Source organism: Cupriavidus sp. YR651, assembly GCF_900101625.1.
Lineage (GTDB): Bacteria > Pseudomonadota > Gammaproteobacteria > Burkholderiales > Burkholderiaceae > Cupriavidus.
The window spans coordinates 70,232-95,993 of record NZ_FMYZ01000003.1 but is presented as its reverse complement, the minus strand read 5'-3'; the positions used below and the strand labels follow the sequence as shown (position 1 = coordinate 95,993).

The window sequence follows — 25,762 nt, the reverse complement described above, 5'->3', positions numbered from 1 at the left end:
CCGACATGTCCCTGCCAACCCTGTTCCTGACCGCGGCCGGCGTCGGCCTGGCGGTTGCCGCCCCCGTGGGCCCGATGGGGATGCTCTGCATCCGCCGCACCCTGACCGAAGGCCCGCGCGCGGGTCTCGCCATCGGCTTCGGCATCGCCTGCGGGGACGCTGTCTACGGCCTGGTGGCCGCGCTGGGGCTGGTCAGCGTATCGCAGTTCATGCTGGCCTACGACAAGCCGCTGCACCTGGTGGCCGGCCTGTTCCTGGTGTACCTGGGCCTGCGCACGTTCTTCCAGAAGCCCGCCGAGCAGGCGGCCACGCTGCGCGGCAATGGCACCGGAATGCGGTCGTTTGCCAGCGCATTCCTGCTGACGCTGACCAACCCGCAGACCATCATCATGTTCGCCGCGCTGTTCGCCACGCTGGCCCCGCGCGGCGCGTTCTCGACGAGCATCGCAATGACGACCGTGCTGGGCGTGTTCTTCGGCTCCATCGCCTGGTGGTGCGTGCTGGTGACGATGGTGTCCGGCGCACGCCATGCACTGGGCCTGCGCGTGCGGCAGTGGATCGACCGCGCGGCCGGCTTTGCGCTGGCCGCCTTCGGCGTGGCGGAGATCCGGCGGGCGATGTAACACCGCCAGCGAACCTAGACAAAGGGCCGGTTTCCCGGCCCTTTGTCTTTGCGGCGTGCAGGCGGACAACGCTTGCCCTGCCGCTTGTGCTGCTGCTCTGCCAGCCACGGCTTGCCGCGGCAACAGGCGCGACCTCTTATTCGGCCTTGGCGCCGGAATCCTTGGCCACCTTGGTCCACTTGGTGGTTTCGGTCTTGATGAAACCGGCCAGCTGCGGCGGCGTCATGTCGCCAGCGGTCACGCCCTGCTCCTCGAAGCGCTTCTGCACGTCCGGCTGCTTCAGCACCTTGACCAGCTCCGCGCTCATGCGCTGCCGGATCGCTTCCGGCGTGCCGTGCGGCGCCATCAGCGCGTACCACGTAGTCACCTCGTAGCCGGGCACGCCGCTTTCCGCCACCGTGGGCACGCCCGGGTACGCCGCCGAGCGCCGGGCCGTGGTCACGGCCAGCGCCTTGACCTTGCCGCTCTTCACATGCGGGTTAGCCGACGGGCTGGTCTCGATGGCCATCTGGATCTGCCCGGCGATCAGGTCGGTCATCATCGGCGCGCCACCCTTGTACGGCACGTGCGCGATGTCCGTGCCCGTGGCCGCGCGGAACAGTTCGCCGGACAGGTGCTCGGTGCTGCCGATGCCGGCCGACCCGTAGTTCACCTTGCCCGGATGCGCCTTGATATAGGCAATCAGCTCCTGCACGGTCTTGGCCGGAATCGACGGATTGACCAGCAGGACGTTCGGCGTGAGCGCCACCATGCCGATCGGCTCCAGGTCCTTCTGGAAGTCGTACGGCAGCGTCTTGTAGATACCGGGCGCCATGGTGTGGGCCACGGTGGCCAGCAGGAAGGTGTAGCCGTCCGGATTGGCGCGCGCCACGATGGACCCGCCGATCGTGCCACCCGCGCCGGGGCGGTTATCCACCACCATCGGCTGGCCCAGTCCTTCGCCGAGCTTCTGGCCCACGGCGCGGCCGATGATGTCGGTGGTGCCGCCCGAGGCGAACGGCACGACCAGCGTGATCGGCTTGGACGGCCAGTTGTCCGCCGCGAAGGCGACGGCGCCGGTGGATACGAGGGCGGCGCCAACGAGGGCCTTGAGCGCCGTGCGGCGCGCAGCGGTAGTCATCTTGCGGGTCTCCTGGGGATCATTGGAATTCTTGGCGAGGTGGCAAGGCCATCCTTGGCCCGGGTTGCCCCTTTTCGCATTGCCCCGAGACTGTACGGAGGTCTTGCCGCGCACACCAGCCCCGCCGCGGCGGGAGGTCTTCAGGATTTGTGAAGGGTCGCGCCCGGCCACCGGCCGGCGGTGACCAGCCCGCGCGCCACGGTGTCCAGCACTCCGCGCGCCGCCAGGCCGGCGGGCGACAGTTCGTCGTCGGACAGGCTGACCAGCAGGTTCGGGCGTTGCACCCCGGCGTCGGCAATCTCGATCAGCGCGAGCGGATCGCCCAGATGGCGCGCCACGGCGGCGCCGGGCTGGATCGTGGCCCCCAGGCCCGCCCGTACGGCATCCATCAACACGGCCAGTCCGTCGATTTCGGCCACCACATTCAGCGGGCGCTGGCCGCGCGCGAGCGCCGCGTTCAGCACGGCGCGCAGCCCGTGGGCACCACTGGGCAGGATCAGGGGCAGATCGCCAAGCTGATCCAGGCGGACGGAATCCGTGGCCGGCAGCCCCGGCTGATCCGGGCGGGCGATCACGAACAGGCGCTCTTCCAGCAGCGGTGTCACGCTGCGGCGCTGGCTGGGCTCCAGCTGAAACAGCACGGCGAGATCGAGCTGGCGCGCGCCGATCATCGTCGCCAGGTTGCCGGACAGGCTCTCCACCAGATGCAGGCGGATGTCCGGATAGCGCTCGCGCATGGCCACCATGAACGGCGGGCCCAGCACGGCCAGCGTGGTCGGCGCCATGCCCACGCTGACATGGCCCGACAGCCGCGCCGTGCGTGCGGCGCGCGCGGCATCGTCCGCATGCCGCAGCGCCAGTTGCGCCTGGCGCCAGAACGCCAGCCCGGCGTCCGTAGGCACCACGCCGCTCGAGGTACGCTGCAGCAGCCGCGTGGACAGCTCGCTCTCCAGCCGGCTGATCTGCTGGCTCAGCGCCGACGTGACCACGCCCAGGCGCTGGGCCGCCTGCCCCATGCTGCCAAGCTCCACCACGTGGACAAAGTAGCGCAGTTGCCGCAGTTCCATTTCCCCTCCCCCGTCGAATCCAGCCGGTATTGTGCCTGTGGCGAAAAGGCCGCGCGCCGCGCGCCCCGTCGGGTGCTATCGCAAATCCGTGTGACGGCTCCTGCGCGTCCGGATCATCAGTGTCGATCCCGTGTGGCGGAACCTCGCGGATGACGTGCGGATGACATGTGCATGACGATATGACGGACGCTGCTCACCAGACGATACGCAGGTTGACCGCAGGGCGAGTATGGATGAGCATGTGGCCATGGTCCCTATGGATTGGCGTGATGCCGTCATCACCGCGCCCGGTCATTCTGTTCCACTTGCCGGCCCGATCCCACCGCAGCCTTTCCTCACCACAGGTTTCAACCGGAGCTTCCCACCATGAACAGCATTCCACCGACTCTGTGGCCGATGCCAGCATTTACCTTCCAGGCCTTTGGCGCGCTCGACGATCAGTTGCTTGATAACTGGCGCAAGATGATGGGTCTCAATTCGGATTTCGCCAAGTCCTGGATCGACGAGACGCAGTTCGACTGGGCGGCGTGCTTCATGCCGCAGGATCCAGAGGAGTTCTATGCGCGGCAGTGGACCAGCCAGATGCCGCTGATGTCGATCCCGCTGCACTACGCCACGGCGATGCTCGAACTGGGCGCCGCCTCCCAGCGTGCGTGGGTCGATGCCTGGGGACGCCTGCTTGGCGTGCCGATACTGCTGCCCGCGATGCCGGTGATGCCGGACATCGCCGCAGTGGCCACCGCCAGTGGCGATGTGGTGGACGTGCCTGCCGTGACCGTCCGCGAAACTCCGCAGCCGCGCAAGAACAAAGCGCACTAAAAAACAGTCTTCAAACCGGTCAACGGCAGGCCGGCGCGCATCCGTTTACACAGTACCTTCTGCAAGGTCCGGCGGCTGGCGTGGTGCCACCGCCACAACCGCCGCCGGCATGCAGGATGCGTGCCGATCCTGGCCAAGTCGTTCGAGGAAGCTGACACCGCAGTGTCTATCCTTGAAGGTAGCGAAGTACTCGTATCAAGCCGCCTGCCCGATGGCTTTGTTGGGGCGCAGTCGAAGCAGGCATCTCACTTGCGCCCATCTCGCGAGGTACCTATGAGCAAGACCCTACTGTCCAGTCTGTTTGTTGCCGCCGCCGCCGTCGTGGCGATGCCCATGGCGTACGCGCAGCAAAAGCCGGTTGACCCATACACCCAGGGCGCCAAGGCAGGGAAGCCGGATCCATACACCGATGGCGCCAAGGCGGGCAAGTTCGACACCTACACCGATGGTGCCAAGACCTCGACACGGTCGGACCTGGCGCCGAAAAAATCTGACCCTTATACGGATGGCGCCAAGAGTGGCAAGCCTGATCCGTACACCGACGGCGCGAAGACCGGCAAACCCGATCCTTACACCGACGGCGCGAAGAAGCCGTAACGACGATCAGTCACATCGCGATGCGCCGTATCCGTCAATCGACGGGTAACGGCATATGCCCGGCACGACCAATTGGCGTCGCGCCGGGCGATTTTTTTTGGTCATCGCAAGCTTGGGGAGCAAGGGCCGATCATCGTTCGTGCCTGGCGATGAACGCCTCGACCGTGTCGTGCAGCCGTTCGGGATGCTCCAGGAAGATGAAGTGGCCACCATCCAGGATGGCAAATTCGGCACCCGGAATCCGCTCGGCAAGCTCCGCGGAGAAGTGCGGCGGGGCGCAGAAGTCGCGCTCGCCCACCAGCACCAGCGTCGGCGTCGTGATCGACGGAAGATCCTCGAAGGCGTCGTGCCCCACGATCATGTCGATGCGGGCAAAGCCGATCTCCGGATCGAATGTGCCAGCCGCTGTAGCGTCTACCCACGCCTGCACCCGCTCCGGGTGCAGGCGCATGAATCTCGGATCGAAGAGGAATAGTGCGTTGGCCTCGGTGGACGCGCGCAGGCCGGAATCGGTCAACATGCGTCGACGCATGTCGAACTGGCGACGGTAGAACGCATCCGCGCGTGCAATCGACGAGACAATGGTCGCGCTGCGTAATCGTTCGCGGTGATGAATCGCCAGCCATTGCGCGATGGCGCCGCCGGTCGAGGACCCGACCACGTGGACCGGCCCGCATCCGACCGCCTCGATGACCCTCGCCATGTCCCGTGCGTGCTGCGCAATCGTCATGTCGCGTGCGGTGCGCTCGGATGCGCCGGTGCCGCGGTGATCAGGCACGATCACCTGGTGATGCCCGGCGAACAGGTCGATCTGTGGACCCCAGGATGCCCCCACTCCCGCCAGCCCCGCCAGAAGAAGCACGGGCGAACCCTGGCCCTTGACCTCGTAGTGAATCGAAACCCCGTCGGATGTCACGTTTGGCACTTTGCGTCCCCGGTTCCCGGCGACGCGAAGGAGAAGTCGAATGCGTCAGGGATCGCGCCGTCGAGATTGATATTAGTGCCGTCGGGCGTGCGTGACGAGCGCGGCGAGTCGACGGGAATCGGATGGAATGTGCCTCAGCCCACGAGCAGCCGACCGGTGAACAGGCGATGCAGCGTGCGGACGAACAGGATCACGATCGCAACCGTCAGCGCCGCCAGCAGCAGGCCGGCAATGCCATCGAGCACGGTGTTGTGATCCGCATGGCCCGCATAGCGGATCGCCGCGTTGGCCAGCGCCGCCATCGGAAAGCTGATGGCCCACCACGACGCGGCAAACGGGATGGACTTGCGGAACACCTTGGCCGACAAGGCCAGGAACAGGAACAGGCCGAAGTAGAACAGCATGGCGGCGAACATGTCGACGTGCTGCACCATGTTCACGTAGGCCAGGAAGCCCACCTCGAACGGCGCGATCAGGATGATCAGCGACGGCACCATGCCGGCCGGCAGCGGCTCATGGTGCACCACGCGTGAAACGATCATCACGAAGAACACCAGCGCCATCACCGTGCCGACGGCGACCGCGAACAGGTTGGCCTCGTGCGCCCACGCCATCGGCATGGTGCCGCCGGCCACGGCGATATCCAGCGTGGCCACGCCGGGGATCAGCCAGGCCGGCGCGGCATGCGTCGGGTCCACGCGCCCCTGCAGCAGCCGGTGGGCGATCACGAACGTCAGCGCCACCGTGGCCAGCGCGCCCGTCGTCCAGATGACCTGCCCCGCCATCTCGCTGTAGGCGCCGACGATCGACGACAGCAGCAGGATGGCGATGGTGATGGTGCCGAAGAAGTTGCCCGCGATCGGATGACGAAACTCGGCCTGCACAGCGGCCGGATAGCGCGCCCACTTCACCAGGTAGCCCCCTGCTAGCAGGAGAAAGGTGACGATGGCGACGATGCCGATGCCCTGCGCCACGCGCGGATCGACCCCGAACAGCTGGTGGGCGCCGCGCCAGGCCAGCGAGAGCCCCGACAAGCCCATCACGGCGCCGAACAGGTTGACGGGAAGATGCCGCACCGACCCGCGTTGCGCGGCGGAGCCGGTGGCGGTGGAGACGGAAGCGGCGGAGGCAGTGGTGGCGGAGACGGAGGCGGCGGAGGCAGTGGTGGCGGAGACGGAGGCGGCGGCGGTGGACGGAAGCGCGGCGATGTTCATGTTGCCCTCGATCAGGTGGGTGGGTGATCGCAGTATGGTCAGCGCCGGGGCTGACCGAAACCTCGCCAATGGTGCAGATTCGGCCAACCTCGTTGGCCATGCCGCCATGTGCGGCCTTGTCCACCCTGCTGACATCGCAAAGCCGGCCAACGCGGCGGCATGTTCGGCCAGACGGGCTGGCAGAAGCTGCCTGATTGCCTAGAATCCGGCCATCGACACCCGTTGTGCCGCGGCACCCCCCGCCGCCTGTATTGCCATGAAGATTGCCGTGCTTGCTTTTCCCCAGGTCCAGATGCTCGATCTGGTGGGTCCCATCGATGTCTTTGCCGAAGCCGCGCGCCAGGCCGGCAACCCCGATGCCTATGAATTCGAGATCGTATCGCCCGTATCCGGGCCGCTGACGGCCTCCAACGGCATGCGCATCACGCCGGATACCACGCTGGATACCAGCAGCCCCGATATCGACACGCTGCTGATCGCGGGCAGCCCCGAGGTACGCCTGATCGAACAGGACCCGGCGATTCGCGCCTGGCTGCATCGCTATGCGCGCTCGGTGCGGCGCCTGGGCTCGGTGTGTTCGGGCGCGCTACTGCTGGCCAACGCCGGCCTGCTGGAAGGCAAGCGCGTCACCACCCACTGGAACAGCACCGCCAGGCTTGCCGGCCAGTTTCCGGGCGTGCGTGTGGAGCCCGACCAGATCTACGTCAAGGACGGCAATCTCTACACGTCGGCGGGCGTGACGGCCGGGCTGGACCTGGCGCTGGCGATGGTGGAGGAAGACTTCGGCCGCGCCATCGCGCTCAAGGTGGCGCGCGAATTCGTGATGTTCCTGAAGCGGCCCGGTGGCCAGTCGCAATTCAGTGCGCACCTGGCCGCGCAAGTCGCGCAGAAAGGCGGTATCCGCGACGTGCAGAACTGGATCCTGGAGAACCTGAACCAGCCCTTGACCGTGGACGGCCTGGCGGCGCGCGCCGGCATGAGCACGCGCAACTTCGCGCGCATCTTCAAGCGCGAGTCGCTGGTCACGCCAGCGGAGTTCGTCGAAAGCTCACGCGTCGAAGCCGCGCGGCGGCTGCTGGAGGAAACCCGCAACCCGCTCAAGCGCGTGGCCTCCCTGACCGGCTTCAGCGACCCCAACGGCATGCGCCGCGCGTTCCTGCGGCAGTTGAACGTGTCCCCGGCGGACTACCGCGCGCGCTTTCGCGGGGCCTGAACGGCGGGGCCTTGGCAGCGGTGCCTGAACAGCGCCACCCGGCCGTGCTACGCTCGTCGCACTCCGGTCAACCTGTCGCGCCCCCATGACTACCGCCGACGTCCGTCCTGTCGTCTCCACACCTTCCGCCGTCGTCCAGGGCACCTGCCTCGCCTTCCTGGCGGGCTACGTCGACGTGGTGGGCTTCATCGCGCTGTTCGGCCTGTTCACCGCACACGTGACCGGCAACTTCGTGATGCTTGGCGTGGAATTGGTCAGCGCGTCGCAAGGCGTGCTGGCCAAGCTGCTGGCCCTGCCGGTGTTTGTGGTCACGGTGGCGCTGACCACGCTGTGGGTGGCCCGGTGCGAGCGGCGCCAGCTACCGGCGGTGCGCCCATTGTTCTGGATGCAGGCCGTGTTGCTGACCGGCTTCATGGCCTGCGGTCTGGCGGCAGCGCCGATCACAGTGGCCGACTCGCCACTGGCCCTGCTGGCCGGCATGCTCGGCGTGGCGGCGATGGGCGTGCAAAACGCGCAGTCCCGGCTGGTGCTGCCCGACCATGTCCCCACGACCATCATGACGGGCAATACCACGCAGATCGTGATCGATCTGGTCCACACGCTTCACGGCGCGGGCATTCCATCGGCGGAGCAGAACGCAGCCCGCACCCGGTTGCGCAAGATGTTGCCTGCCGTGGCCGGCTTTGCATGCGGCGCGGTGGTCGGCGCATTTGCGTATGCCACCCTGGGCTTTGTCTGCCTGGCCGCGCCGGTGGTCATCCTGGTCGTGCTCGCGGCGCGCAACCGCTGATCGCCGCACACGCTGAAACCCGTTGCATGGCATGCGCGCAGGTGTCGCGCACGCCAGCACCGCGCCCGTTTTCGGTGCAACAGGGCTGCCGGCACGCGCCAGCTGGCTCACCCATCCACCGTGCACCATCGTCATGCAGTGGTCACCCTCGATGAGCACGATTTGCTCATCGTCACCGGGCCATTCAGAATAGCGCTTCGTCCCGCGCCCCCGCCGGCGAAGAGAAAGCCTCATGAGCCAAGCCGCCCCCGCCAAGGCTGACCCACCGGTCGCCTTTGGCCCGTTCACACTGCACATTGCGCAGCGCCTGCTGCTGGATGGCGGCCGCCCGGTGCGGCTGGGCGCCCGCGCCCGCGGCATCCTGGCAGCCCTGGTCGAACGCGCGGGCGAGGTCGTGAGCAAGAGCGAGCTGATCGCCTATGCGTGGCCCGATGGCGATGCGGAAGAAGCGACCTTGCGCGTACATATGGGCGCGCTGCGCAAGGTGCTGGGCGACGGCCAGGGCGGCGTGCGCTATATCGCCAGCGTGGCCGGCCGTGGCTACTGCTTTGTGGCACCGGTGGTCCGTCACGGCAGCGTCGACGTGGCCGGCACGGCGCCAGCCATCCCCCATCACAACCTGCCCGCGCGCGCGACGCGCGTGATCGGCCGCGACGACCTGATCGCCGCGCTGGCGCAGAGCCTGCCGCTGCGGCGGCTGCTGACGCTGTGCGGGCCCGGTGGCATGGGCAAGACCACCATCGCGCTGGCCATGGCCGAGCGGCTGCTACCGGCCTATGCCGATGGGGTGCGCTTTGTCGATCTGGGCCGCGTCGCGGACCCGGGACTGGTCAACGGCGCGCTCGCGGCCACGCTCGGCATGACGGCCGGGGCGGCGGCGCCACCGGTGCTGGTCGATGCCTTGCGCGACAAACGCATGCTGGTGGTGCTGGACAGCTGCGAGCACGTGATCGATGCCGTGGCCATGCTGGTGCTGGAGCTGCAACAGGCCGCGCCCGATGTGCACGTGCTGGTCACCAGCCGCGAGCCGCTGCAATGCGAGGGCGAGTGGGTCCAGCGCGTACCGCCGCTGGCCCTGCCTGCGGCCCGCACGCGGATCGATGCGACCGAAGCCATGCGCTATGCCGCGATCCAGCTGTTCGTGGAGCGCGCCATTCACAGTGCCGACACCTTCCAGTTGCCCGATGCCGACGCCGCCGGCGTGGTGGAGCTCTGCGCGAGCCTCGACGGCATGCCGCTGGCCATCGAACTGGCGGCCGCGCAGGTGAGCACCTTCGGCATCCAGGCGCTGCGCCGCTTGCTGTCGGACCGCTTCCAGATGCTGGCCCACAACAGCGCCATCGTGCTGCCGCGGCATCGCACGCTGCGCGCCCTGCTGGACTGGAGCTACGACGGCCTGTCCGCGCGCGAACGCACGACGCTGATGCGGCTCTCCATCTTCAACGGCGAATTCACGCTGGCATGGGCGCGGGCCGTGCTGGTCGACCCCGGGTTCGATCGCGGCGACGTCGAGGCCGGCATCGCCGCGCTGGTGGCCAAGTCACTGGTCAGCGCGGATGCCAGCGAACCGGTGGTGCGCTACCGGTTGCTGGCCACCACGCGGGCCTATGCCCACGAACGGCTGGCGGAGGCCGGCGCGTTGCGCGCGCTACGGGCCCGCCATGCAATGCACTGGCGCATCGTCTTGATGAGGACGTGGCTGGACGAACCCGAACTGACGCAGGCCGAATGGGCCAGCCGCTATGGCGTCGCCATCGACGACGTGCGCGCCGCCATCACCTGGGCCTTGTCTGCCGATGGCGATGCCGAGCTGGGTGCCCGGCTGATCATCGCCGCGCTGCCGCTCGCCTACTTCCTGTCGCGGCTCGACGAATTCTGCGGCTACGCCGCCCGCGCGCTGGCGCTGGCCGATGACGGCGCCGCAACGCTGGACGCCACGCTGACCACCCGGCTGCGCGTGGCGCTGGGCACGCTGATCTTCCACACACGCGGCCTGGCCGCCGGTGCGGAAGAGGCCTATGACCGCGCGCTGGACGCATCCGTGGCGCTGCCGCAGGCCGGTGTGCGCCAGCAGGCGCTGACCGGCGTCGGCATGCTGGCGCTGGCGATGGGCGACTACGCCGGTGGGCAACGCCACGCCGAATCGATGGGCGCGCTGGCCGCGCACGACAGCGATCCGATGTCCCGCCTGTGGGCTGACCACATGCTGGCGCTGGCGCATCACTATCAGGGCCACCACGGCACCGCGCGTCGGCTGGCCGAACGCGTGCGCGCGCACCCGAGCCGCCTGGCGCGGCCTGTCGACAACCTCACCGCGCTGGTGTGCCGGCGCGTCTGCATGCAGATCGTGCTGGCGCGCACGCTGTGGCTCGAAGGCCATGCCGACCGCGCGGCCGCCATGGCCGACCGATGCGTGGAAGACGCGCTGCACGACATGCCGCTGGCGCTGGCGCAAGCTCTGGCCTTCGCGGCATGCCCCATCGCGCTGTGGCGCGGCGACGAAGCCGCGCTGTGCCGCTACGCCACGCGGCTGCGCGAGCATTCGGCACGGCACGCGCTGGTGGCATGGCATGGCTGGGTCGAATTGCTCGACACCGCGCTGAAGCTGCGCGACGCCAACGCGGATACCCCCGGCCTCGACGCAAGCCGGCAGGCCCTGCTGGCGCGCATCACGCATACGGGCGCCAAGCAGGTCGATCTCTACGCAACCTTTGGCGCGACGTTCCTCACACCGCTTGCCATCGACCGTGCACAGTCCGGCGTATCGGGCTGGTGCATGGCCGAAGTGCGGCGCGTGGCGGCGGAGGCCGATCCGCGCCGCCACACGACGGCAGGCCGCGTGATGGCGGCCGCGACGTTTGCCGAGGTGATCGCGCTGGCCCGCCAGCAGGGCGCGCTGGCGTGGGAGTTGCGCGCCGCAACCAGCCTGGCCCGCGTTCGGCTGGAGCAAGGCGATGCCAGCCACGCCGCCGACGTCCTCGCTCACACCTGCACGCGCGTGACGGAAGGCCATGACACGGCGGACTACCGTGCGGCACGGGCGCTGCTGGCCACGTGCGAGGCGGCGGCATCGGCCATGCGCGATGCGTCGGCAGCATCGGCGGCATCGGCGGCGTTGGTGGAGGGCCGCTGATGGCGAAGACGACGACGCCGTCCGCCAATGCGGATGCGGAGCACGCGTTTCGCTTCGGCGCATTCACGCTGTGGCCGGCCCGTCGCCAGTTGATGGCGGACGGCGTGCCCGTGCTGCTGGGCAGCCGCGCATTCGACATCCTGTCTGCGCTGGTGCAGCGCGCCGGCGAGGTGATCTCTCGCGATGAACTGACGGCCGTGGCATGGCCTCGCATGATCGTCGAGGAAAGCAGCCTGCGCGTGCAGATTGCCCAGTTGCGCCGCACGCTGGGCGACCGCGCCGCGGCCATCGTGACCGTGCCGGGACGCGGCTATCGCTACGCGGGCGCGGTCGAAGGCGTCGGCAGTCGCGCCGCGCCCGCGATGTCGGCGGGGATCGCGGCGATGGCGGGGATGGCCCCTCGGCCGCTGCCGCGACGCATCGCAACGATGATCGGCCGCGACGCGGATGTCGCCGGCCTCCGCGAGCAACTGGCGCATGCCCGCGTGGTGAGCGTCGTCGGCGTGGGCGGCATCGGCAAAACCACGGTGGCGCTGGCGACGGCGGAAAGCCTGCAGCCCCTGTATCCCGATGGCGTGTGCTTCGTCGATCTGGCCGCGCTGCCGGAGGGCACGTCAGTGACCGCGATGGTGGGCGCCGCGCTGGGCATCCCTGACGGACATGCCGGCCATGGCGGCCACCCCGAGTCGCTGGCGGCGGCCCTCGCCGGGCGCCGCATGCTCCTGGTGCTGGACAGTTGCGAGTCGGCACGCGACGACGTCGCCCGGCTTGTCATGTCACTGGCCAACGCGCCGGACATTGCGGTGCTGGCGACCAGCCGCGAGGTACTGGGTGTCTCCGGCGAGCAGACCGTCTGCCTGCCGCCGCTGGGCGTTCCGCCGGAAGATGCGGTTTTCACTGCCGCACAGGCCCTGACGTACCCATCGGTGCAGCTGTTCGTGACGCGCGCGCAGGCCAGCGCCGCCGCGTTCGTGCTGAGCGATCGCGATGCCGCCGTGGTGGCGACGTTATGCCGGCGGCTCGACGGCGTGCCCCTGGCCATCGAACTGGCGGCGGGCTGTGTGGGTGCGTTCGGCGTGCTCGGCCTGCTGGACCAGATCGACGAACGATTTGCGCTGCTTGATGCACGGCGTCGTTGCGTGCAGCGCCGGCAACGCTCGCTGCGGGCGTCGCTCGACTGGAGTTACTCACGATTGTCGGCGCTGGAGCAGATTACGTTGCGACGGCTGTCAGTCCTGGCGGGATCGTTCCGGCTGGCTTGCGTGCGTGCCGTGGTGGTGGATGACATGGTGAGCGAACACCAGGTGGCGTCCCTGCTGGCGTCGCTGACGACACGCTCGCTGGTGTCAGCGACGCCGTCGACAGGGGAAACGGGGGAACCGCAATACTGGCTGTCGCCGATGACGCGCGCCTATGCCGCGGAGAAACTCGATGCCAGCGGCGAATACGCCGCCGTGCGCACGCGCCTGGCGGCGTGGCTGGCGCGCATGCCTTCAAGGCGCATCGAGGTCGAGCGACAGCAAAGACGGTTCAATGTTGCCCGCGAGAAATGCGACGGCAAGCATGGTCAATAACACGACGATGACGTAGGCAAGCTGCTTGGTGTTCACGCCTGGCTCCTTTCCGATGATGCTGTCCGCCAATCCGGTGCGCGGGTTGATTCCCTAGCGCAAGGGCCATGCCATCGGCACTACGCGGCCGGAGGTGCGCCCGTCGCCGCAAAAACGGCTGGAAATGGCGCCTGGCGATGCGTCGCGATGGCGAGCAACCCACCACCTTCGCCCAAAGCGTTGGTCCCGCACCAACGCTTTGGCGAACCTCCAAGTAAAAAACCCCGCGGCGCTTGTGGCGCTCGCGGGGTTCAGTGACCGGCCATGGTGGCCCTAAGCATTACAAAACGCCAATCGCCGCATTAGTACGCGCAATGAAGTCCAGAGTCCCTTTCCAATCAACACGTTACACGAACCCTTGACAGCGGAGCGTGCAATTTTCTGGGGTATCTACCCTCCCCCTATGGTGGCGTAGTTTTTTTTGAGCACTTCTTCGCATTACTAAACGCCAATCGCGCCGTAACCCATTGTAACTCAATGACTTTTGGCGCTTGCCTCTTATCCGCCACCCGCCTTCCAACAGCTCAGCTCCCTAACCGCTCCGCTTCGGGGGCCGAGAGATGGGCTGCCAGGGCGACGTCCGGGTCCAATCCGCTCATTCCGGCTGAAATCCGCTCAGATTGAGCGGATTTCAGCCGGAATGAGCGGATACTTGAGCAGACACTCAGACTATGAGTATCTTCAAGCACTCGCGTGGCAAACCAACGACGACGCGAGCTGCTGGAATCCACTCTTTTCCACTCTTATATTTATCTACTATTTCCGCGCCTGGGCGAACGTGAGCCACGTCTAGGGCATCGGCACCCCCGCGCGTCATGTTGCTGCGCCGACATGCCATCGGAATGGCGGGACTACCCGACGCCTGAAGTTCCAGCGACAAACTCAGGCCCTGAAGTTCGCCTCAAAGAGGTCGGTGTTGTCTTCGTGCTCGTCATAGACCTGCACCACAATGGGCTCCATCAGCTTATCGACGCTTACCGCCGGCAGGGATTGATTCTGCGCCAACACCCCGAGTAGCTGCTTACCGAGTTCCTTGTCGGACTCCACGATAGCTTGTCTCTTGTTCTCTGCGATACCCATAGTAGCCATCATTGGTAACCTATCGCCAATCCGGCGCTTGGCTTGCGCTTCGATTCGCTTATAGACATCGTTGCGGACTCGCCTGTTAGGGTTCGTCCGTTTTCGGCTTTTCGCTGCCTTGCCGAGGTCTGTAGGCCGGGCCACAAGCTTCTGCTCTTGAGGCGTCATGTTTCCGTAGCGATTTGCGTCGCGCTCAGAGATGTGAAGATACTCAATGCTTCCGTCATTCTTTCTCCACACAAGGAAATTCGTGGTCCCCGGTAGCTGGCATACCCAAATCTTGGGGTTTTGCTTGTGGTTATTGCGAGCAACTTTTGGCTTCCACGACTTCTGCAGGTTCTCACTCGTGTAGGTTGTTGTCCCGATGTGAATGAAGCCTTCTCGGTTAGCGCATTGCCTGAATGGCAAGACCCTCAGCAGGAGTTCATCTTCACTCCAGTCCGGTGCGGCATCTCCGCGACGAATGCGTTGGATATATCTCATCATGTCCGCTCGGACAGGCAAGACCTCTGGTTTCGTCGCATTGCGCATCTCGGTGGTGTAGTACTCGAGCGCTTCGGATTCCATATTGAGCTTATCGATGGCAAGCCAGACGCATTGACGCAGCTCAGCGAGCGTCAGCAAGGCCTTGTCGGCGGCGTCCTTCCGCTTTTGCCTGTCCCGTGTACGGATTTTTCGGGTGTACGACCCCGGATACTTGTCGAGCTCTTTTTTCAAATACGCATTGAAGCTCTCAATCGTTCCCTTCGCTTTGCCTGTGTAGCCTCTCACACGTTCTCGGCTCATACCGAGCGACTTAACGACGGTCTCCAACATGGACTCGCTCATGGCAGGACCGCCATCAACCAGAATCGCGTCCCAGTATCCTCTCGGTAGACCGTCTGTCGACACGAGGCCATTCTCTTCCGCAATCTTCTTCTTGTCGCTCATAGCGTTGAAGATGCAGTAGCGATAGGCATCACCGCTTTCCGCATTGGGCCAGACATGCATGGCAGCAAGCGCGCCGCTCGCCAGGCAAACTCCCGCCAGTCCGTTGGCGAGGCCCATCGGTATGCAGGAGATAGCATCCCGTATGAGGTACACGGGCAAGGTCACACCATCCAAGACGAGAATCTGTTTCGAATGGTCCAGCAGGTCCGTCGCATGACCGCGCCTGGGCGTGAAGTCGTTGTCAGCATCCTCTTTACCGACCTTCGCCTTTCGGTTACGGATATCTTGGAGAACCTCTTGGCAAACTCGACGAAACTGATACAGGCTCCCTGCCCGCCTTCTATCCCAAGGCGCCTCGACAGTCTCACCATTCACTGTCGTGGTCGCGAAGCAGTCATTGTCCAAGTACTCGTCATAGGCCTCGTCGTAAGACATGTCTTTGTCAATCACGTACGCTTGCACCGCTCGCGCCATTCTTGCGTAGAGCAACGGGTTCATCTGAACACCGAGGTCAATCGCGGCACCAGAATCGAGGTATCCGGCTGGCTTGGGCCCCGTCTTCTTTCCTCCGAACTTCCTGCGCTTCTTGCCTTCCCCTCCTCTCTTCAGGGGCATCATTCCGCTACGATTGCATCCGTACCACCAATAGGCGGTGAGTCGCTTTCGCAGCGTTGACTCATCCATGCCACTCTGCACCACCGCTGCCTTGACAAGGGCAGTCCTGGTGTCGGAGTCGGCAACGACCGCCATGAAGTTCTTTTTGCTTACCAGGTTTCGTATTGGGGCGAGACGGGTGACGATTTGGCGCCGAATCTTTTGCGCCTCATCATGAGTTAGCGTTCCCAGCGGGACGTCCATGTACTTAGGCCGCACGATATCAGGGACCTCTATCACATCCACTCCAAACCGTCCCTGCAGCTCGAACCGTCTCCAAGACCGCGGTAGCTTGCTGGTTTTCGGGCGCTCTCCTGGAATCACCTTGAGCATAAATATTTCGTCGGACTCCTCCCAGTAACCGAGGTACCGCCAATACGAGTACTTGCGCCCCTTCTCCGCCATCCGCAAAAGCGCCCCTCGGTTATAGGGCCGATAAGCAATGTCATCGCTCTCGGGCGTATCGAACACCGTCATTTTTTCGTCAGCCATGGCTATCTCTCAGGAGCACCAGTTCTTTGTGGGACTGGAACTTGTGACGCATGTCCAGGCGAATGAAGCCGAAGAAGACCGCGGCCGCGAATAGACGATGGCTGTCGTCCAGGCCCACACCATACCGTCGACCCACCATGCCCAAAACTCTGTCGGCAGTACCGGATGCCGTTGAGGAGTTGAGCAGGCGCGAGAATTCCCACGCGGGGCGGTGGACGGCATCTCGGTTCTGAAACCGTAGTCGGCTAAATAGAGCCCAGTGGTTCCCGAGCTCGACCTTGGGGAACTCTTCCTGGCTGAGGACCTCGTACGTGAAACCCCATCGATTGCAGAAGGCCAAATCACGCGCAACGCGATTCTTGAACGGCTTTCCCCTTTGCATCTTCTTCGGCTTCACATTGATGGCGTGGTAGACGACTCGCCGCGTCCATGGACACAGGACGGTAAGCATGAGGTCCAGTGTGGGCAGCTGATTTCTGTCCGTTATCGCTCTGATGACAAGAAGTCGGTCGGTCTCCTCGTCGCCGTAGTAATACTGCGACCGAATGTCCAGCACATGGGGACAGAAGAATGCCGCCAACTGGATGCGCTGCTCCTGCCCAGCATGCGCCGGAACGGCTCCAGTCCCATACTTGGCAAAAGGATTGTCGCTGACGATGTACTCGGTTTTCTTTCCCATCACATCTCTTGCGCGGAGAAACGGCTGGTACTCCTCGCCCGCTTCAATCTCCCACGGGTCGACTGATGGCAGATTGAGAGGCCAACGCAACTGACCGGGGAAAGCCATTAGGCGCCTGAGGTTCATTTCCCCCTCCTGGAAGCAGCGCGGCTACGGAGCAGCGTGGCCTCGCATTTAATGCCGGTCCGAACCTCATTGTCCGAGAGCATCCGAATCCTCGACATCGCTGCTTCAGCGTCTGCAAAATATCCTCGAGCTAACCAGTATCGGCATAGTATTCGTTGCCGGAATTGTTCCCGGGTCTCTTCAAGTTCGAGCCTTACGGCCTTCGAAAGCGGTAGGCCAACGTGCCTCCATCTCCGCCCACTCGCCCCAGGAAACCCTGCGATAAGCAAGAAAAATGAGACGCGAAACGGGCGTTCCCCCTGCGACATCCAAAGTATCCTGTGCTGTTCTCTCATGTGTTTCACCAAGGAGGCATCAACGGACTCTGTCCAGCGGATTGGGCCGCGGAAATTCAGCTTTGAGGGGAGCACGCTATCGAGATATGCCACGTCGTGTCCTCGCAGCCACCGCTGCACTCTGGGACGAAGCCGCACCAGAACCTCATTCCGCAAGGCGTTGGGATATCGTTCCATCATTGCTCTCAAACGCTCGCGACAATACGGCGTGAACTCCGCGACGGTTACGGTCTTCGTACCGAGCGCTACCAGACCTGTCCGTTCCGCCTCAACCTCCCAATCTTGCCTTCCTCGTTGAGCCCTTTCCTGAGGGATTGCCTCGACTCCTTCGTTCAACCGATGCAGCGAAAATTCATCACCGAACAGCGCAAGAATTAGTGCGCTCCCCGTCACCGGTTTTTGAACCGGCTCTCCGAGGTATAGTCTCTTATAGAATTGACTTTGGTCCGATACCTGGATGCGGTGCCGCTCTACAAATTGGCTACCTAGTTTGTCGTTCATGAATTCGCGCAGAAGTTGTGCACTCCATTTCATTCTCAGAATTCCGAGTTTGGCTGCGTTTCGTTGCATATGAATGGCGAGGGTAGTCCCGATAGACTTCGTCATGTCATTGTCGAGAAGTCCTCTTATCACTCGCGCAAGCTTTATGTCCTGTTCTAGCTCAACATCCTTTAGCCCTTCTGCTCGGGAGCGCAACGGTCCCCCACAAGCACATCGGTCGCGCATCAGCAGTTTCCAGGCCGAGTTTCTATACCGATAAGCGCACACTTTGCAAAACTCAATCAGCGCTTCGCCATGCTTATGACAAGCGGCCAGCCCTGAAAACAGATGGGTTCGCCTGACAATTGGGATGCCAGCTTCGCCGCTTCTGATGCATGTGGGACAGTATGCGGCTGACCAGGAAAATCCCATATGCATAGCAGGCTTCGCGTTCATGTACGCTTCTTCCCCTTTTCCATGCTCGACCAGCTCTCGGAAATCTTCCGATGTCTTTGCATCGAGGAACGCATGAAAGAGTGGCGCAAGACTATGCTGACGCATGAGCATATTTCCGCACCACCCCGTTCCAAGGATTTTTGCGAGACCACTCAGATTGATTGGCAAAACCCATGACGTACGTCTGGCGTTTGGATGACCATTTACGGTTTGGATTAGTTGCGCCTTAACCTCTTTGTCGATATGCATGAACAAGCGATGCAGGAAATGCGGAACCGGCTCTGCTTGTTGTATAGCCGGCATGAACTGGTTATCTAGCATCTAGTGTCTATTTCCTCGTGGCGATGCAGGCCTTCTTGACAATTCGCCACCGTGCAGTGCGTGCGGCAGCGCGAAGTGTGCGCGCCGACCATCTGAGACGACGCCGGACGAAAGCGCCTCTGGTATCGACGAGTTCTCTCACGCTGGATTCAAGCTTCGTCAGCCGCACAAACTCATAGGGGGTCAGACCCATTGCTTCTGACATACGGCGTTCAGACCTGCGCAACGGTCGGTCAGAACGTCGGTCTAACGAGTGCGCCGCGGCCAAGGCCGGTGCGACTAACAGCTTTGTCATCTCCAACGACAGCCTGGAACCTGCGCCACTTGAGCGCCTTCTCGGTGGCGAATGCATGTCCAACCAGACGGGGTCATCGCGGTAAAGCCATTTCCACACAAGAGGAACGCCTTCTCGAAACTGATTCCTTCCCCATGCCTGATGGGTGAGGCACTCATCAAGCCAGCGCTGACGCTGTCCCTCTCGTGCACGCTCTTCGCGTTGCAGGTCTTCGAGCGACCTGCATCGCTGAACACCGGCCGCACGCCCGATTCGCCATACCGTTGCCTCCGACAGCCCAACCTGCCTGGCAACCTTCTCGGGTGTCTGGGAAGACAACATCGCAACGACGTCGTCGGTCACCGTAGCCGTCTTGCGCCTAGGCAGCGTAGCGCGCGGTATGGAATACAAATCCGCGTACACGGCAACTGTTGAGGGAGAGAAATTGTTCTCCTTAGCAATCTGGTCCATGGACTTCCCCGCCGCGACCTCTTGATGGAGAAGCTCTTTCGATGGTCCTGGCCTGCGTGGAGTCCGTTCGACACCGACCTTGTTTGGCGAGCAACGGTCCAAGGCCCAATCGAGAAGAATGAAGTACACCGGGTGCAACTGGCGGCCTTCTCGGCGCAATGCCGCTATTGCGTGCTGCGCCGCCTGTCCGTTCGCAACCACCTCGCTCAGCCTACAATCCATGAAGCCTCCCTCGAAGGCATCCGCTGTCGCCTCCGTGATTGCTTGCAAACGATATCTGCCCGCCTTCGTGCAGAATCCGTGGGCTAGAAGGCGACCCTTCAGATGTTCGAGGCGGGCGCCGGGGGTGAATTCTTCCCTTAGCAATTGAGAACTCCTAACGGAGAACTCGTGTGCATTCCTTTCTCGCACCTCAGTGGGGGGCATCTGCACAGCTGTGTGATACGTGGCCGACCCGGATGCACTCGTCAATGCCAGACCATGTTCGCCGCAATGCGTAACGAATTCTGGCAAGTGGATGCTCATCACGACAGCCATTCCGCAGAGGCGTTCTGAATGGCTATCGCATTGCGCACAATGAGGTTCCGCGAAGAGAGACGTTGAGCCGATGAGCGGAAGACGCGTCGGGCGTCCAACTCCAGGCGCAGCTTCCAGGATACGGGTCAATAAGCGTTGATACGCTTCGGCTGTCAACACACTCCCGTAGTACGGAAGAAGGCTCCTTCCGAGAAGAACCTCCATTGGTGTGCCATATGCGTTGTCCACACCCGAGCAGAACTGAGGCAGGAACTTCGGAAGCGCGCGAAGGTCATGCTGGACATAGGCTTGCATTGCCTTGATGAACGCTCTGTCGGACAAAAACCCCGACATCAGTGCGTTACGCCTAATCAAGCTATGGACATCTTCCCCAGGCATCGCACAACAAAGCCGTCGGATGGTCGGGAGCATCAGCGACCTCCAGTTTTCAGTATGGTCACCACTTCTCTCCCCGCTGTTCAGGAGTTATCCAGTCCGGGAACCGATTGACTTCTACCTGCGAGCATCGCTCCTTGGTAAGCAAAATGAACAGGTTCGCTCGTAGAAGTCCACTGCCCTTTCGGTACTGGGCCGCAGCGAAATCAAAGTCTCCTTTCTCGATAACAGTTCTGTTGGCATTCTTCTTGGACAGTACTTGCCAAAGAAATCCGAGGAATGTGAACAACAGCTCCGGGAGCCCGAGCGTTTCGACCATGAGACATCCCTCGAACCATGACACTGACTCAACAAAGGCCCGCTCAGCGGGCATGAGCCTCTCGGGAATCGCCTTGTCGGCCGCAAAGGCAATGTTGGTCGACCCGACTGTGAGTTTGTATTGCATCAGGAAACCATTCACGAGATTGCGCCAGTCCGAATCGAGACGCATGTAGTCGAAGCGGCGCACTCCGCCATTGGCAAGGGTTATGGCACCTCCTGAAGAGCCGTCCAGTACGCCGAAGATTGAGTAGGTGGAAGAACAGACAACCGGAACGCCTGTGTACTCGGCGAACTCGCACAGGAAATCTAGGCATTCCGCGGCGGGCCGGCGACTCAGCTTGCTGCCGTCCAGGTCATACATATAGAGCAGACCAAGCCCCACCATGCCGGCGTGAGTAAAAAGGCGAAGCCTGGCCAGATTACTTTTCGCTGCTTGACGTTGGGAATCCTTGAACGCGACCCCACGGACTCGTGCGTCCATGTGCATCAACAACTGCGAGATTAAGCTCTCCACCTTCATGTTGCTCGGGAACGGCATCTCGAGGTATTTCATTTGCCATACGAAGTGAGTCGCAGGGGAAGGGTTCTTGTGCGGGACCGGCTGTTCGCCGAGGTAGGCCCGGATGCGTCGGCGGAACGCTCCCTTTCCAATTCCCGGCGGCCCGGCGATAACAGTGCAAAGGCCAGCTACGTCCGCTTTGGGGAACGGGTCAATGCCCGGCGACTGAAGATAGCGGGCTTGGAGCGCCAAACGCCCCGCAAACTCTGGAGTCGAGGGGTCCTTACGTGTGTATGCATCACGCACTGCGCCTACAACGATGCGAGCGGTCAACATGTGCTCTTCGCTAGGATGAAAGAATTCCGAGTCGTCCTGTCTTTCGCATACGTCCTCTAGTACGCTACTCATTCCTACCCGCCCGTTGCTATATAGGGCGTCGTAGCGAGGCTTCCTCTCCGTTGGGAATGGTCTGACCTGCGCAAGAAACGCGTTGGGCTGGCGAACTGCATTGGCGTCCGGCGCGCTGGCAACAACAAGTGAATTCGTGGGCTGCGCGATGGCATCCAAGACTTCCATATCGATGGTCATCTTTCCTGGAAATGACTGAATGAACGAGCGATAGGCGGCCGCATCCAGGGCTGACTGGCATGGCCAGACTTCCCACGGACGAGCGCAAGCGCACGACTACCTAGGCAGTCGTGCGAGCTTCATGGCTGTTATTTGGAGGATGGCTTTGTGGCCCGCCGAACCCTTGCTACGCGGCGCCGCTCTTCTGGAACCGGTCCAAGGCTCCGTGCGTAGGCCTCGCGATAGTTCTTTCCGTCGGGCCCGTTGTCGACGAGAACATTAGCGAAGCCCGTGAGGTGGCCAGGCAACGAGGAAGTTGTATGCAGCCTGGCGTCTGCGTCCGAGCGAATACGCTCGTTCAATTCTATGGCCGAGCGTTCGATGGCCGCCTTGAGCGAGCCGCGAGATGGAATCCGTGCATCCTCAGTGTGGCTTGAGGCGGCGGCCGGGGTCAGTAGGTCGTCATCGTCCGATTCATCATCTTCCGGCTCATGTCCCGATTCGGCGCGCCAATGAAGCGCAAAACGCTGGAAACCCACGTCTTGAAGGCTCTCCATAATGCGCCCGATACTCGCCCAATCCCGAGGCGCGCCAGTAATCAGAAAATCAATCCGGCAATTATCTTCGGCCGGAATGTCAGCTTTTGTCCACATTTTGTTGCCTCACTTGCTTGAAGTATGGGCGACCGAATGCCGCCCCCTTGATTTCAGTTGACAAAATAGGGGCGAGCGAGGACACTGACGTTGGCACGTGTGCTGTCCGCAGCTCGCGCACGGGTGGCATTAGAGGTTGCGTCTCTTTTGTCACCCGCCTATACCTTCTAGAGAGCCGTTCTGGCTCCATTCACCAAAACGCGGTGGCCTTTCTTCGTGTGCAAATCCCTGTTTCTCGTACTCCTTGTATGGCGATTGCGTTCGACCTCAGGAAACAACTGCGCTTAAGCTCTAGCTAGCGACTGACGGTGTCGATTCAAAATTTTTGAATGAAGTTGACAAAACCACCATTTTCTTTATACTACGGGTCTACCCTCGTATAAGGTTGTGGGTCTTGGGTCTTCGGTAGCTGCTGGGCGAAAGATGGGCGATTTTAACGCCACGCGAGGGGAAGGACAAGAGTGCTAATCCTCCTTCTGGAACACTTTGCCCGCGCCCCTACCCGGCCAAAAATTTTGAACAATCATCTTGACGCGACAGGGATTTCGTGGGAGGCGTCGACGTGTATGGACGCTCGACTTCTTGAAGCAGCTCGCACAAGGCGGCAGCATCGCCTTCCAACGGCGTGGTTATCCACTCACAGATGATTAGGCTGTACTCGATTAGCGAGGGCAGCACTTGGCGGGCATCTGTATCCAGCAGAACTGGATATGGTGGGTGCCGCCTTTTTAAATCCGCCCTAAGCCACTCGCGCCGAGTTGGCTTTGAAGAATGCCTGAAAGGGCAAATCCTGTTTCCCGGAACGGTCGCGCCAATAATGCGCTCCTGAGCGTGTGGCGACAGCATGCCAACTGCCTGGTGATAACCAACTTCATAGACAAGCCAGCTATGAAGGACAATTTGCGTGGAAGGAAATTCTGCCAACACCCCGTCAAATAACGCGACGTTTGCAGAGAGGACCCGCACATCGTCGGCACAAAGAATTGGTCGACGGGGATACAAAATCCCTTCAGGATTGAGATAGAGAGTGGCCACGGCAGCCTCGCTCAAAAATCAGCAGACCTGGCATCCTTGCCACAGTGGGTGGAAGGCGGCATAGAATGCCAATACTGCGTCGTACTGATGACCCGGCTCCGCCACGATAGGGCTGTAGTTCTGCTTATTGGAGCCGGCTGTCTTCCGTTCGCACGCGACGCGCAAAAGCAATGCTTCTCCACTGCATGAGGACCAGCGTGAGTCATCAGGATACGCCGTGGTCGCGTCTCGCATCGCGTACTGCTCGAGGTCTGCTGGTAAGAAAGGGCATCTCCTACGAGCAGCTCGTAGACTTGCTTGCCGCGGAGGGCGTAAGCGAGTCAGCCCGCGGCCTGGAAGGAAAAGTCCAACGCGGCTCGTTTCGCTGCAGCTTCTTTTTGCAGCTACTCCTAGCGGCGCGCGCAGACGTCCCTCCATCGCTATGGGCTCACGCTAAAGGCGAAACTTGGGAAGACGCAGCCCACAAGCTCTTCATGCAAGAGCTCTCCAAGCAAGGCCTGACGTTTCTTCAGTTGTCAAAGCGACTTGGGAAGATAGGGGTAGATATCGAACCTGTATCGACTGAAAGACAAGTGTCGAATGGGAGCTACCCCTTCACGCTGCTCCTACAGCTATCGGCCGTAGCGCCTGTCGTAGTCCTTCATCGGTTCGTAGACCAGACGGATATCGAACAAGCTGCCACAGTGGCTACCAAGCTCCGCGTGTGAAAACCCATACCAACAGCCTACACCAACTTCCACGGAAGACAAGCCACTTTACATCTCTACTGCCAGGTGACAGGATGGCGGCCAGCACGCATTGCGTTTTCGAATAGGCTTTGAACGCAGGCTTCGCCCAAGAGCGTGTCGGTGACGTCTCTCGTTCCTTCTAGACGCTCATCGAACGCTGCGCACAGTGCAACAAAACGAGCCGCAAACACCGTGCTCCCCGGTTCTCCCGCGAGGTGGTAGGTGACGCCGTCCTCCGTGACTGCGACACGCTCGGCGACGTCCAGCGCGACAATTGCCGCCGTCACCCAAAAGCGTCTGTGAGGCGGGAAAAGCCCGAAGAGATGCAATGCGCGATACGTCTTTAGCAATCGCCAATTCTCTATGCGCCGAGATGTACTGCCTGGGCCCAGGGATGATGTCAGTTTGGACATGGCCCACTCCCCATTTGTGGCCCAGCAAAGTCATTGCAGCCACTCTCGTCCTGCGCAAGATACTCTGCGGTGACATTCTTTGCTTCAATCACCGCATTGACCATCGACCACACGTTCCAAACGTGCATGGCATCGGGGTCGAATCCTGGCTCGCCTTGCAAGACATACCGGCGGCCGCTACGAGTAACGCCGACGCGCGATGTTCGGTCGAACTTCTGAATAGCCGAGCTCACTCTCCCGGTGGCGGAATCAGCAGCTTGGCCAACGAAATGCCGCTCACCTCTTTCGGTTTCGTACACGCTCCAATGGCGCAACTCGATTTCTGGCTCCGCATCGACGGAGTCCACGTTCCATACAGGCATAGGTCCCCCTTTGTCGCATACGAAGTGCGACAAATTTCGCCTGCTCCACAAAGACAACACTGCAGCCCGGCAGCGCGATGCGATGAGGCACGCGCCAACAAACTTAGGTGGCTTGTGGAACAGGCTTGGACTGGAGATTGCGCTACCGAGGTCTAGTTCTACTTGTCGTGGTAGCAAGTGAAGCGGCAGGGTTGCCGCGTAACCAGTGTATGTCTTTTACCGAGAGAATCAAGCGAATCCTGCCACCGGCTCCTCTGCAGACTTGCGAACCGAGGAAGATGAAAGGCCCCTCTTTGTCGTGGTGTCGCGCAATCGCGATACCCGATACCATAAAAAAATGGCTACCAGAAGAAGCCATATTTGTGAAACACAGACGAAGAGACGGTCACCGTCTTGAGTACTCAAAAAAATAAAAGGTCGATATGAAGGTAAAAATCATCAGCGTTCATGGCCATGGAGATTATGACAAGGAATACGTCTACCTCCAGGCTCTGGAAGACGCCGACATCGGACACTACGTTCTCGCTGACAGCACGTACAACTCGAACGGAACAATTTCAAACAAGGTACGTCATACGTATTGGTTCCCAGACGGAATTGTGAAGAAAGGTTCGTATATCTCGCTATGGACTAAGCCCGGCGAGAACGTGGTGGATACCAATTCAAACGGACAAACCGTTCATCGCTATTTCTGGGGACTGAAGGAAGCAGTCTGGAATGACGATGGAGACTGCGCCGTACTATTGGAAATCGGTGCCTGGCAGTTGCACCGAGCCAAGGGCAAATAAGGGGCTAGTGGTTCGCGACCACCGCTCTCGGCTCGCGAACCACGCCGATAGACCGTGGAAGGCTAAAACACTATG

At 62.2% G+C, this 25,762-nt stretch carries 22 protein-coding genes; 9 read left to right on the top strand and 13 right to left on the bottom strand.

Going from position 1 to position 25,762, the window contains the following annotated elements; all coding sequences use genetic code 11:
• Positions 1 to 5: 5 nt before the first annotated feature.
• Complete coding sequence (locus BLR29_RS10050) at positions 6 to 623, top strand: LysE family translocator (protein ID WP_092136828.1); 618 nt, start codon at positions 6 to 8, stop codon at positions 621 to 623.
• Positions 624 to 759: 136 nt separating this feature from the next.
• Here the strand turns inward: BLR29_RS10050 and BLR29_RS10045 are convergent, their stop codons facing one another.
• Both BLR29_RS10045 and BLR29_RS10040 read right to left on the bottom strand, forming a co-directional pair.
• The gene (locus tag BLR29_RS10045) at positions 760 to 1,743 is read right to left on the bottom strand and encodes a Bug family tripartite tricarboxylate transporter substrate binding protein (protein WP_092136827.1); all 984 of its coding nucleotides are present in this window, start codon (positions 1,741 to 1,743) and stop codon (positions 760 to 762) included.
• A gap of 140 nt (positions 1,744 to 1,883) precedes the next feature.
• Positions 1,884 to 2,810, bottom strand: coding sequence for a LysR family transcriptional regulator (locus BLR29_RS10040; RefSeq protein WP_092136826.1), 927 nt, complete (start codon positions 2,808 to 2,810; stop codon positions 1,884 to 1,886).
• A 366-nt stretch (positions 2,811 to 3,176) separates the two neighbouring features.
• Between BLR29_RS10040 and BLR29_RS10035 the strand changes: the two genes are divergently transcribed.
• Both BLR29_RS10035 and BLR29_RS10030 read left to right on the top strand, forming a co-directional pair.
• Positions 3,177 to 3,629, top strand: a complete 453-nt coding sequence (locus tag BLR29_RS10035) for a polyhydroxyalkanoate granule-associated phasin (protein WP_092136825.1) — start codon at positions 3,177 to 3,179, stop codon at positions 3,627 to 3,629.
• 273 nt (positions 3,630 to 3,902) lie between these two features.
• Positions 3,903 to 4,226: a hypothetical protein gene (locus tag BLR29_RS10030; protein WP_092136824.1), complete on the top strand. Its 324-nt coding sequence runs from the start codon at positions 3,903 to 3,905 to the stop codon at positions 4,224 to 4,226.
• A 130-nt stretch (positions 4,227 to 4,356) separates the two neighbouring features.
• Here BLR29_RS10030 and BLR29_RS10025 read toward each other — a convergent pair whose 3' ends face one another.
• Both BLR29_RS10025 and BLR29_RS10020 read right to left on the bottom strand, forming a co-directional pair.
• Positions 4,357 to 5,151, bottom strand: coding sequence for an alpha/beta fold hydrolase (locus tag BLR29_RS10025; protein WP_092136823.1), 795 nt, complete (start codon positions 5,149 to 5,151; stop codon positions 4,357 to 4,359).
• Positions 5,152 to 5,285: 134 nt separating this feature from the next.
• On the bottom strand, positions 5,286 to 6,191 hold the full coding sequence (locus BLR29_RS10020) for an SLAC1 anion channel family protein (protein ID WP_255371209.1): 906 nt from the start codon (positions 6,189 to 6,191) through the stop codon (positions 5,286 to 5,288).
• Between the two features lie 430 nt (positions 6,192 to 6,621).
• Here BLR29_RS10020 and BLR29_RS10015 point away from each other — a divergent pair, with 430 nt between their 5' ends.
• The 4 genes from BLR29_RS10015 to BLR29_RS10000 all read left to right on the top strand — a co-directional run bounded on the left by BLR29_RS10015 (position 6,622) and on the right by BLR29_RS10000 (position 13,075).
• Positions 6,622 to 7,578: a GlxA family transcriptional regulator gene (locus BLR29_RS10015; protein WP_092136821.1), complete on the top strand. Its 957-nt coding sequence runs from the start codon at positions 6,622 to 6,624 to the stop codon at positions 7,576 to 7,578.
• A gap of 85 nt (positions 7,579 to 7,663) precedes the next feature.
• Complete coding sequence (locus tag BLR29_RS10010; RefSeq protein WP_092136820.1) at positions 7,664 to 8,368, top strand: YoaK family protein; 705 nt, start codon at positions 7,664 to 7,666, stop codon at positions 8,366 to 8,368.
• Between the two features lie 232 nt (positions 8,369 to 8,600).
• Positions 8,601 to 11,501, top strand: a complete 2,901-nt coding sequence (locus tag BLR29_RS10005; protein ID WP_092136819.1) for an ATP-binding protein — start codon at positions 8,601 to 8,603, stop codon at positions 11,499 to 11,501.
• Positions 11,501 to 13,075 carry an ATP-binding protein gene (locus tag BLR29_RS10000; RefSeq protein ID WP_143018441.1) on the top strand — a complete coding sequence of 525 codons (1,575 nt, stop codon included), beginning with the start codon at positions 11,501 to 11,503 and terminating at the stop codon, positions 13,073 to 13,075. Before BLR29_RS10005 ends, BLR29_RS10000 begins: the two co-directional genes overlap by 1 nt.
• A gap of 918 nt (positions 13,076 to 13,993) precedes the next feature.
• On the opposite strand, the gene BLR29_RS09995 is transcribed toward BLR29_RS10000, so the two are convergent.
• The 7 genes from BLR29_RS09995 to BLR29_RS31900 form a co-directional block, all read right to left on the bottom strand.
• Positions 13,994 to 16,267, bottom strand: a complete 2,274-nt coding sequence (locus tag BLR29_RS09995; RefSeq protein WP_092136817.1) for a hypothetical protein — start codon at positions 16,265 to 16,267, stop codon at positions 13,994 to 13,996.
• A complete protein-coding gene (locus BLR29_RS09990) occupies positions 16,260 to 17,072 on the bottom strand; it encodes a PDDEXK family nuclease (protein WP_092136816.1) in 813 nt (270 codons plus the stop codon). The genes BLR29_RS09995 and BLR29_RS09990 overlap by 8 nt, the downstream gene beginning before the upstream one ends.
• On the bottom strand, positions 17,069 to 18,664 hold the full coding sequence (locus tag BLR29_RS09985; protein ID WP_143018440.1) for a hypothetical protein: 1,596 nt from the start codon (positions 18,662 to 18,664) through the stop codon (positions 17,069 to 17,071). Before BLR29_RS09985 ends, BLR29_RS09990 begins: the two co-directional genes overlap by 4 nt.
• 7 nt (positions 18,665 to 18,671) lie before the next feature.
• On the bottom strand, positions 18,672 to 19,409 hold the full coding sequence (locus BLR29_RS33200; RefSeq protein ID WP_369804592.1) for a TnsD family Tn7-like transposition protein: 738 nt from the start codon (positions 19,407 to 19,409) through the stop codon (positions 18,672 to 18,674).
• 973 nt (positions 19,410 to 20,382) lie between these two features.
• Complete coding sequence (locus BLR29_RS09970; protein WP_092136812.1) at positions 20,383 to 21,729, bottom strand: hypothetical protein; 1,347 nt, start codon at positions 21,727 to 21,729, stop codon at positions 20,383 to 20,385.
• A gap of 128 nt (positions 21,730 to 21,857) precedes the next feature.
• Positions 21,858 to 22,361: a hypothetical protein gene (locus BLR29_RS31905; RefSeq protein WP_143018439.1), complete on the bottom strand. Its 504-nt coding sequence runs from the start codon at positions 22,359 to 22,361 to the stop codon at positions 21,858 to 21,860.
• A gap of 498 nt (positions 22,362 to 22,859) precedes the next feature.
• Positions 22,860 to 23,396 (bottom strand): HAD domain-containing protein, encoded by a 537-nt coding sequence (locus BLR29_RS31900; RefSeq protein ID WP_143018438.1) that lies wholly within the window; start codon positions 23,394 to 23,396, stop codon positions 22,860 to 22,862.
• A 170-nt stretch (positions 23,397 to 23,566) separates the two neighbouring features.
• On the opposite strand from BLR29_RS31900, the gene BLR29_RS33195 reads away from it, so the two are divergent.
• A complete protein-coding gene (locus BLR29_RS33195) occupies positions 23,567 to 24,103 on the top strand; it encodes a DUF6471 domain-containing protein (protein WP_092136811.1) in 537 nt (178 codons plus the stop codon).
• 56 nt (positions 24,104 to 24,159) lie between these two features.
• Here BLR29_RS33195 and BLR29_RS09960 read toward each other — a convergent pair whose 3' ends face one another.
• Together BLR29_RS09960 and BLR29_RS09955 are read right to left on the bottom strand one after the other, a co-directional pair.
• Entirely contained in the window at positions 24,160 to 24,537 is a 378-nt protein-coding gene (locus BLR29_RS09960) for a hypothetical protein (RefSeq protein WP_143018437.1), read from the bottom strand.
• Entirely contained in the window at positions 24,525 to 24,899 is a 375-nt protein-coding gene (locus BLR29_RS09955) for a hypothetical protein (RefSeq protein ID WP_092136809.1), read from the bottom strand. The genes BLR29_RS09960 and BLR29_RS09955 overlap by 13 nt, the downstream gene beginning before the upstream one ends.
• Before the next feature lie 422 nt (positions 24,900 to 25,321).
• Between BLR29_RS09955 and BLR29_RS09950 the strand changes: the two genes are divergently transcribed.
• A complete protein-coding gene (locus BLR29_RS09950; RefSeq protein ID WP_092136808.1) occupies positions 25,322 to 25,687 on the top strand; it encodes a hypothetical protein in 366 nt (121 codons plus the stop codon).
• The last annotated feature ends 75 nt before the right edge of the window (positions 25,688 to 25,762 follow it).

Bases quoted from the DNA above. Each gene is read 5' to 3' on its own strand.
- BLR29_RS10050 (WP_092136828.1), top strand. From the start codon at position 6: ATGTCCCTGCCAACCCTGTTCCTGACCGCGGCCGGCGTCGGCCTGGCG.
- BLR29_RS10045 (WP_092136827.1), bottom strand. From the start codon at position 1,743: ATGACTACCGCTGCGCGCCGCACGGCGCTCAAGGCCCTCGTTGGCGCC.
- BLR29_RS10040 (WP_092136826.1), bottom strand. From the start codon at position 2,810: ATGGAACTGCGGCAACTGCGCTACTTTGTCCACGTGGTGGAGCTTGGC.
- BLR29_RS10035 (WP_092136825.1), top strand. From the start codon at position 3,177: ATGAACAGCATTCCACCGACTCTGTGGCCGATGCCAGCATTTACCTTC.
- BLR29_RS10030 (WP_092136824.1), top strand. From the start codon at position 3,903: ATGAGCAAGACCCTACTGTCCAGTCTGTTTGTTGCCGCCGCCGCCGTC.
- BLR29_RS10020 (WP_255371209.1), bottom strand. From the start codon at position 6,191: ATGGGCTTGTCGGGGCTCTCGCTGGCCTGGCGCGGCGCCCACCAGCTG.
- BLR29_RS10015 (WP_092136821.1), top strand. From the start codon at position 6,622: ATGAAGATTGCCGTGCTTGCTTTTCCCCAGGTCCAGATGCTCGATCTG.
- BLR29_RS10010 (WP_092136820.1), top strand. From the start codon at position 7,664: ATGACTACCGCCGACGTCCGTCCTGTCGTCTCCACACCTTCCGCCGTC.
- BLR29_RS10005 (WP_092136819.1), top strand. From the start codon at position 8,601: ATGAGCCAAGCCGCCCCCGCCAAGGCTGACCCACCGGTCGCCTTTGGC.
- BLR29_RS10000 (WP_143018441.1), top strand. From the start codon at position 11,501: ATGGCGAAGACGACGACGCCGTCCGCCAATGCGGATGCGGAGCACGCG.
- BLR29_RS09995 (WP_092136817.1), bottom strand. From the start codon at position 16,267: ATGGCTGACGAAAAAATGACGGTGTTCGATACGCCCGAGAGCGATGAC.
- BLR29_RS09990 (WP_092136816.1), bottom strand. From the start codon at position 17,072: ATGAACCTCAGGCGCCTAATGGCTTTCCCCGGTCAGTTGCGTTGGCCT.
- BLR29_RS09985 (WP_143018440.1), bottom strand. From the start codon at position 18,664: ATGCTAGATAACCAGTTCATGCCGGCTATACAACAAGCAGAGCCGGTT.
- BLR29_RS33200 (WP_369804592.1), bottom strand. From the start codon at position 19,409: ATGGACCAGATTGCTAAGGAGAACAATTTCTCTCCCTCAACAGTTGCC.
- BLR29_RS09970 (WP_092136812.1), bottom strand. From the start codon at position 21,729: ATGACCATCGATATGGAAGTCTTGGATGCCATCGCGCAGCCCACGAAT.
- BLR29_RS31905 (WP_143018439.1), bottom strand. From the start codon at position 22,361: ATGTGGACAAAAGCTGACATTCCGGCCGAAGATAATTGCCGGATTGAT.
- BLR29_RS33195 (WP_092136811.1), top strand. From the start codon at position 23,567: ATGCTTCTCCACTGCATGAGGACCAGCGTGAGTCATCAGGATACGCCG.
- BLR29_RS09960 (WP_143018437.1), bottom strand. From the start codon at position 24,537: ATGTCCAAACTGACATCATCCCTGGGCCCAGGCAGTACATCTCGGCGC.
- BLR29_RS09955 (WP_092136809.1), bottom strand. From the start codon at position 24,899: ATGCCTGTATGGAACGTGGACTCCGTCGATGCGGAGCCAGAAATCGAG.
- BLR29_RS09950 (WP_092136808.1), top strand. From the start codon at position 25,322: ATGAAGGTAAAAATCATCAGCGTTCATGGCCATGGAGATTATGACAAG.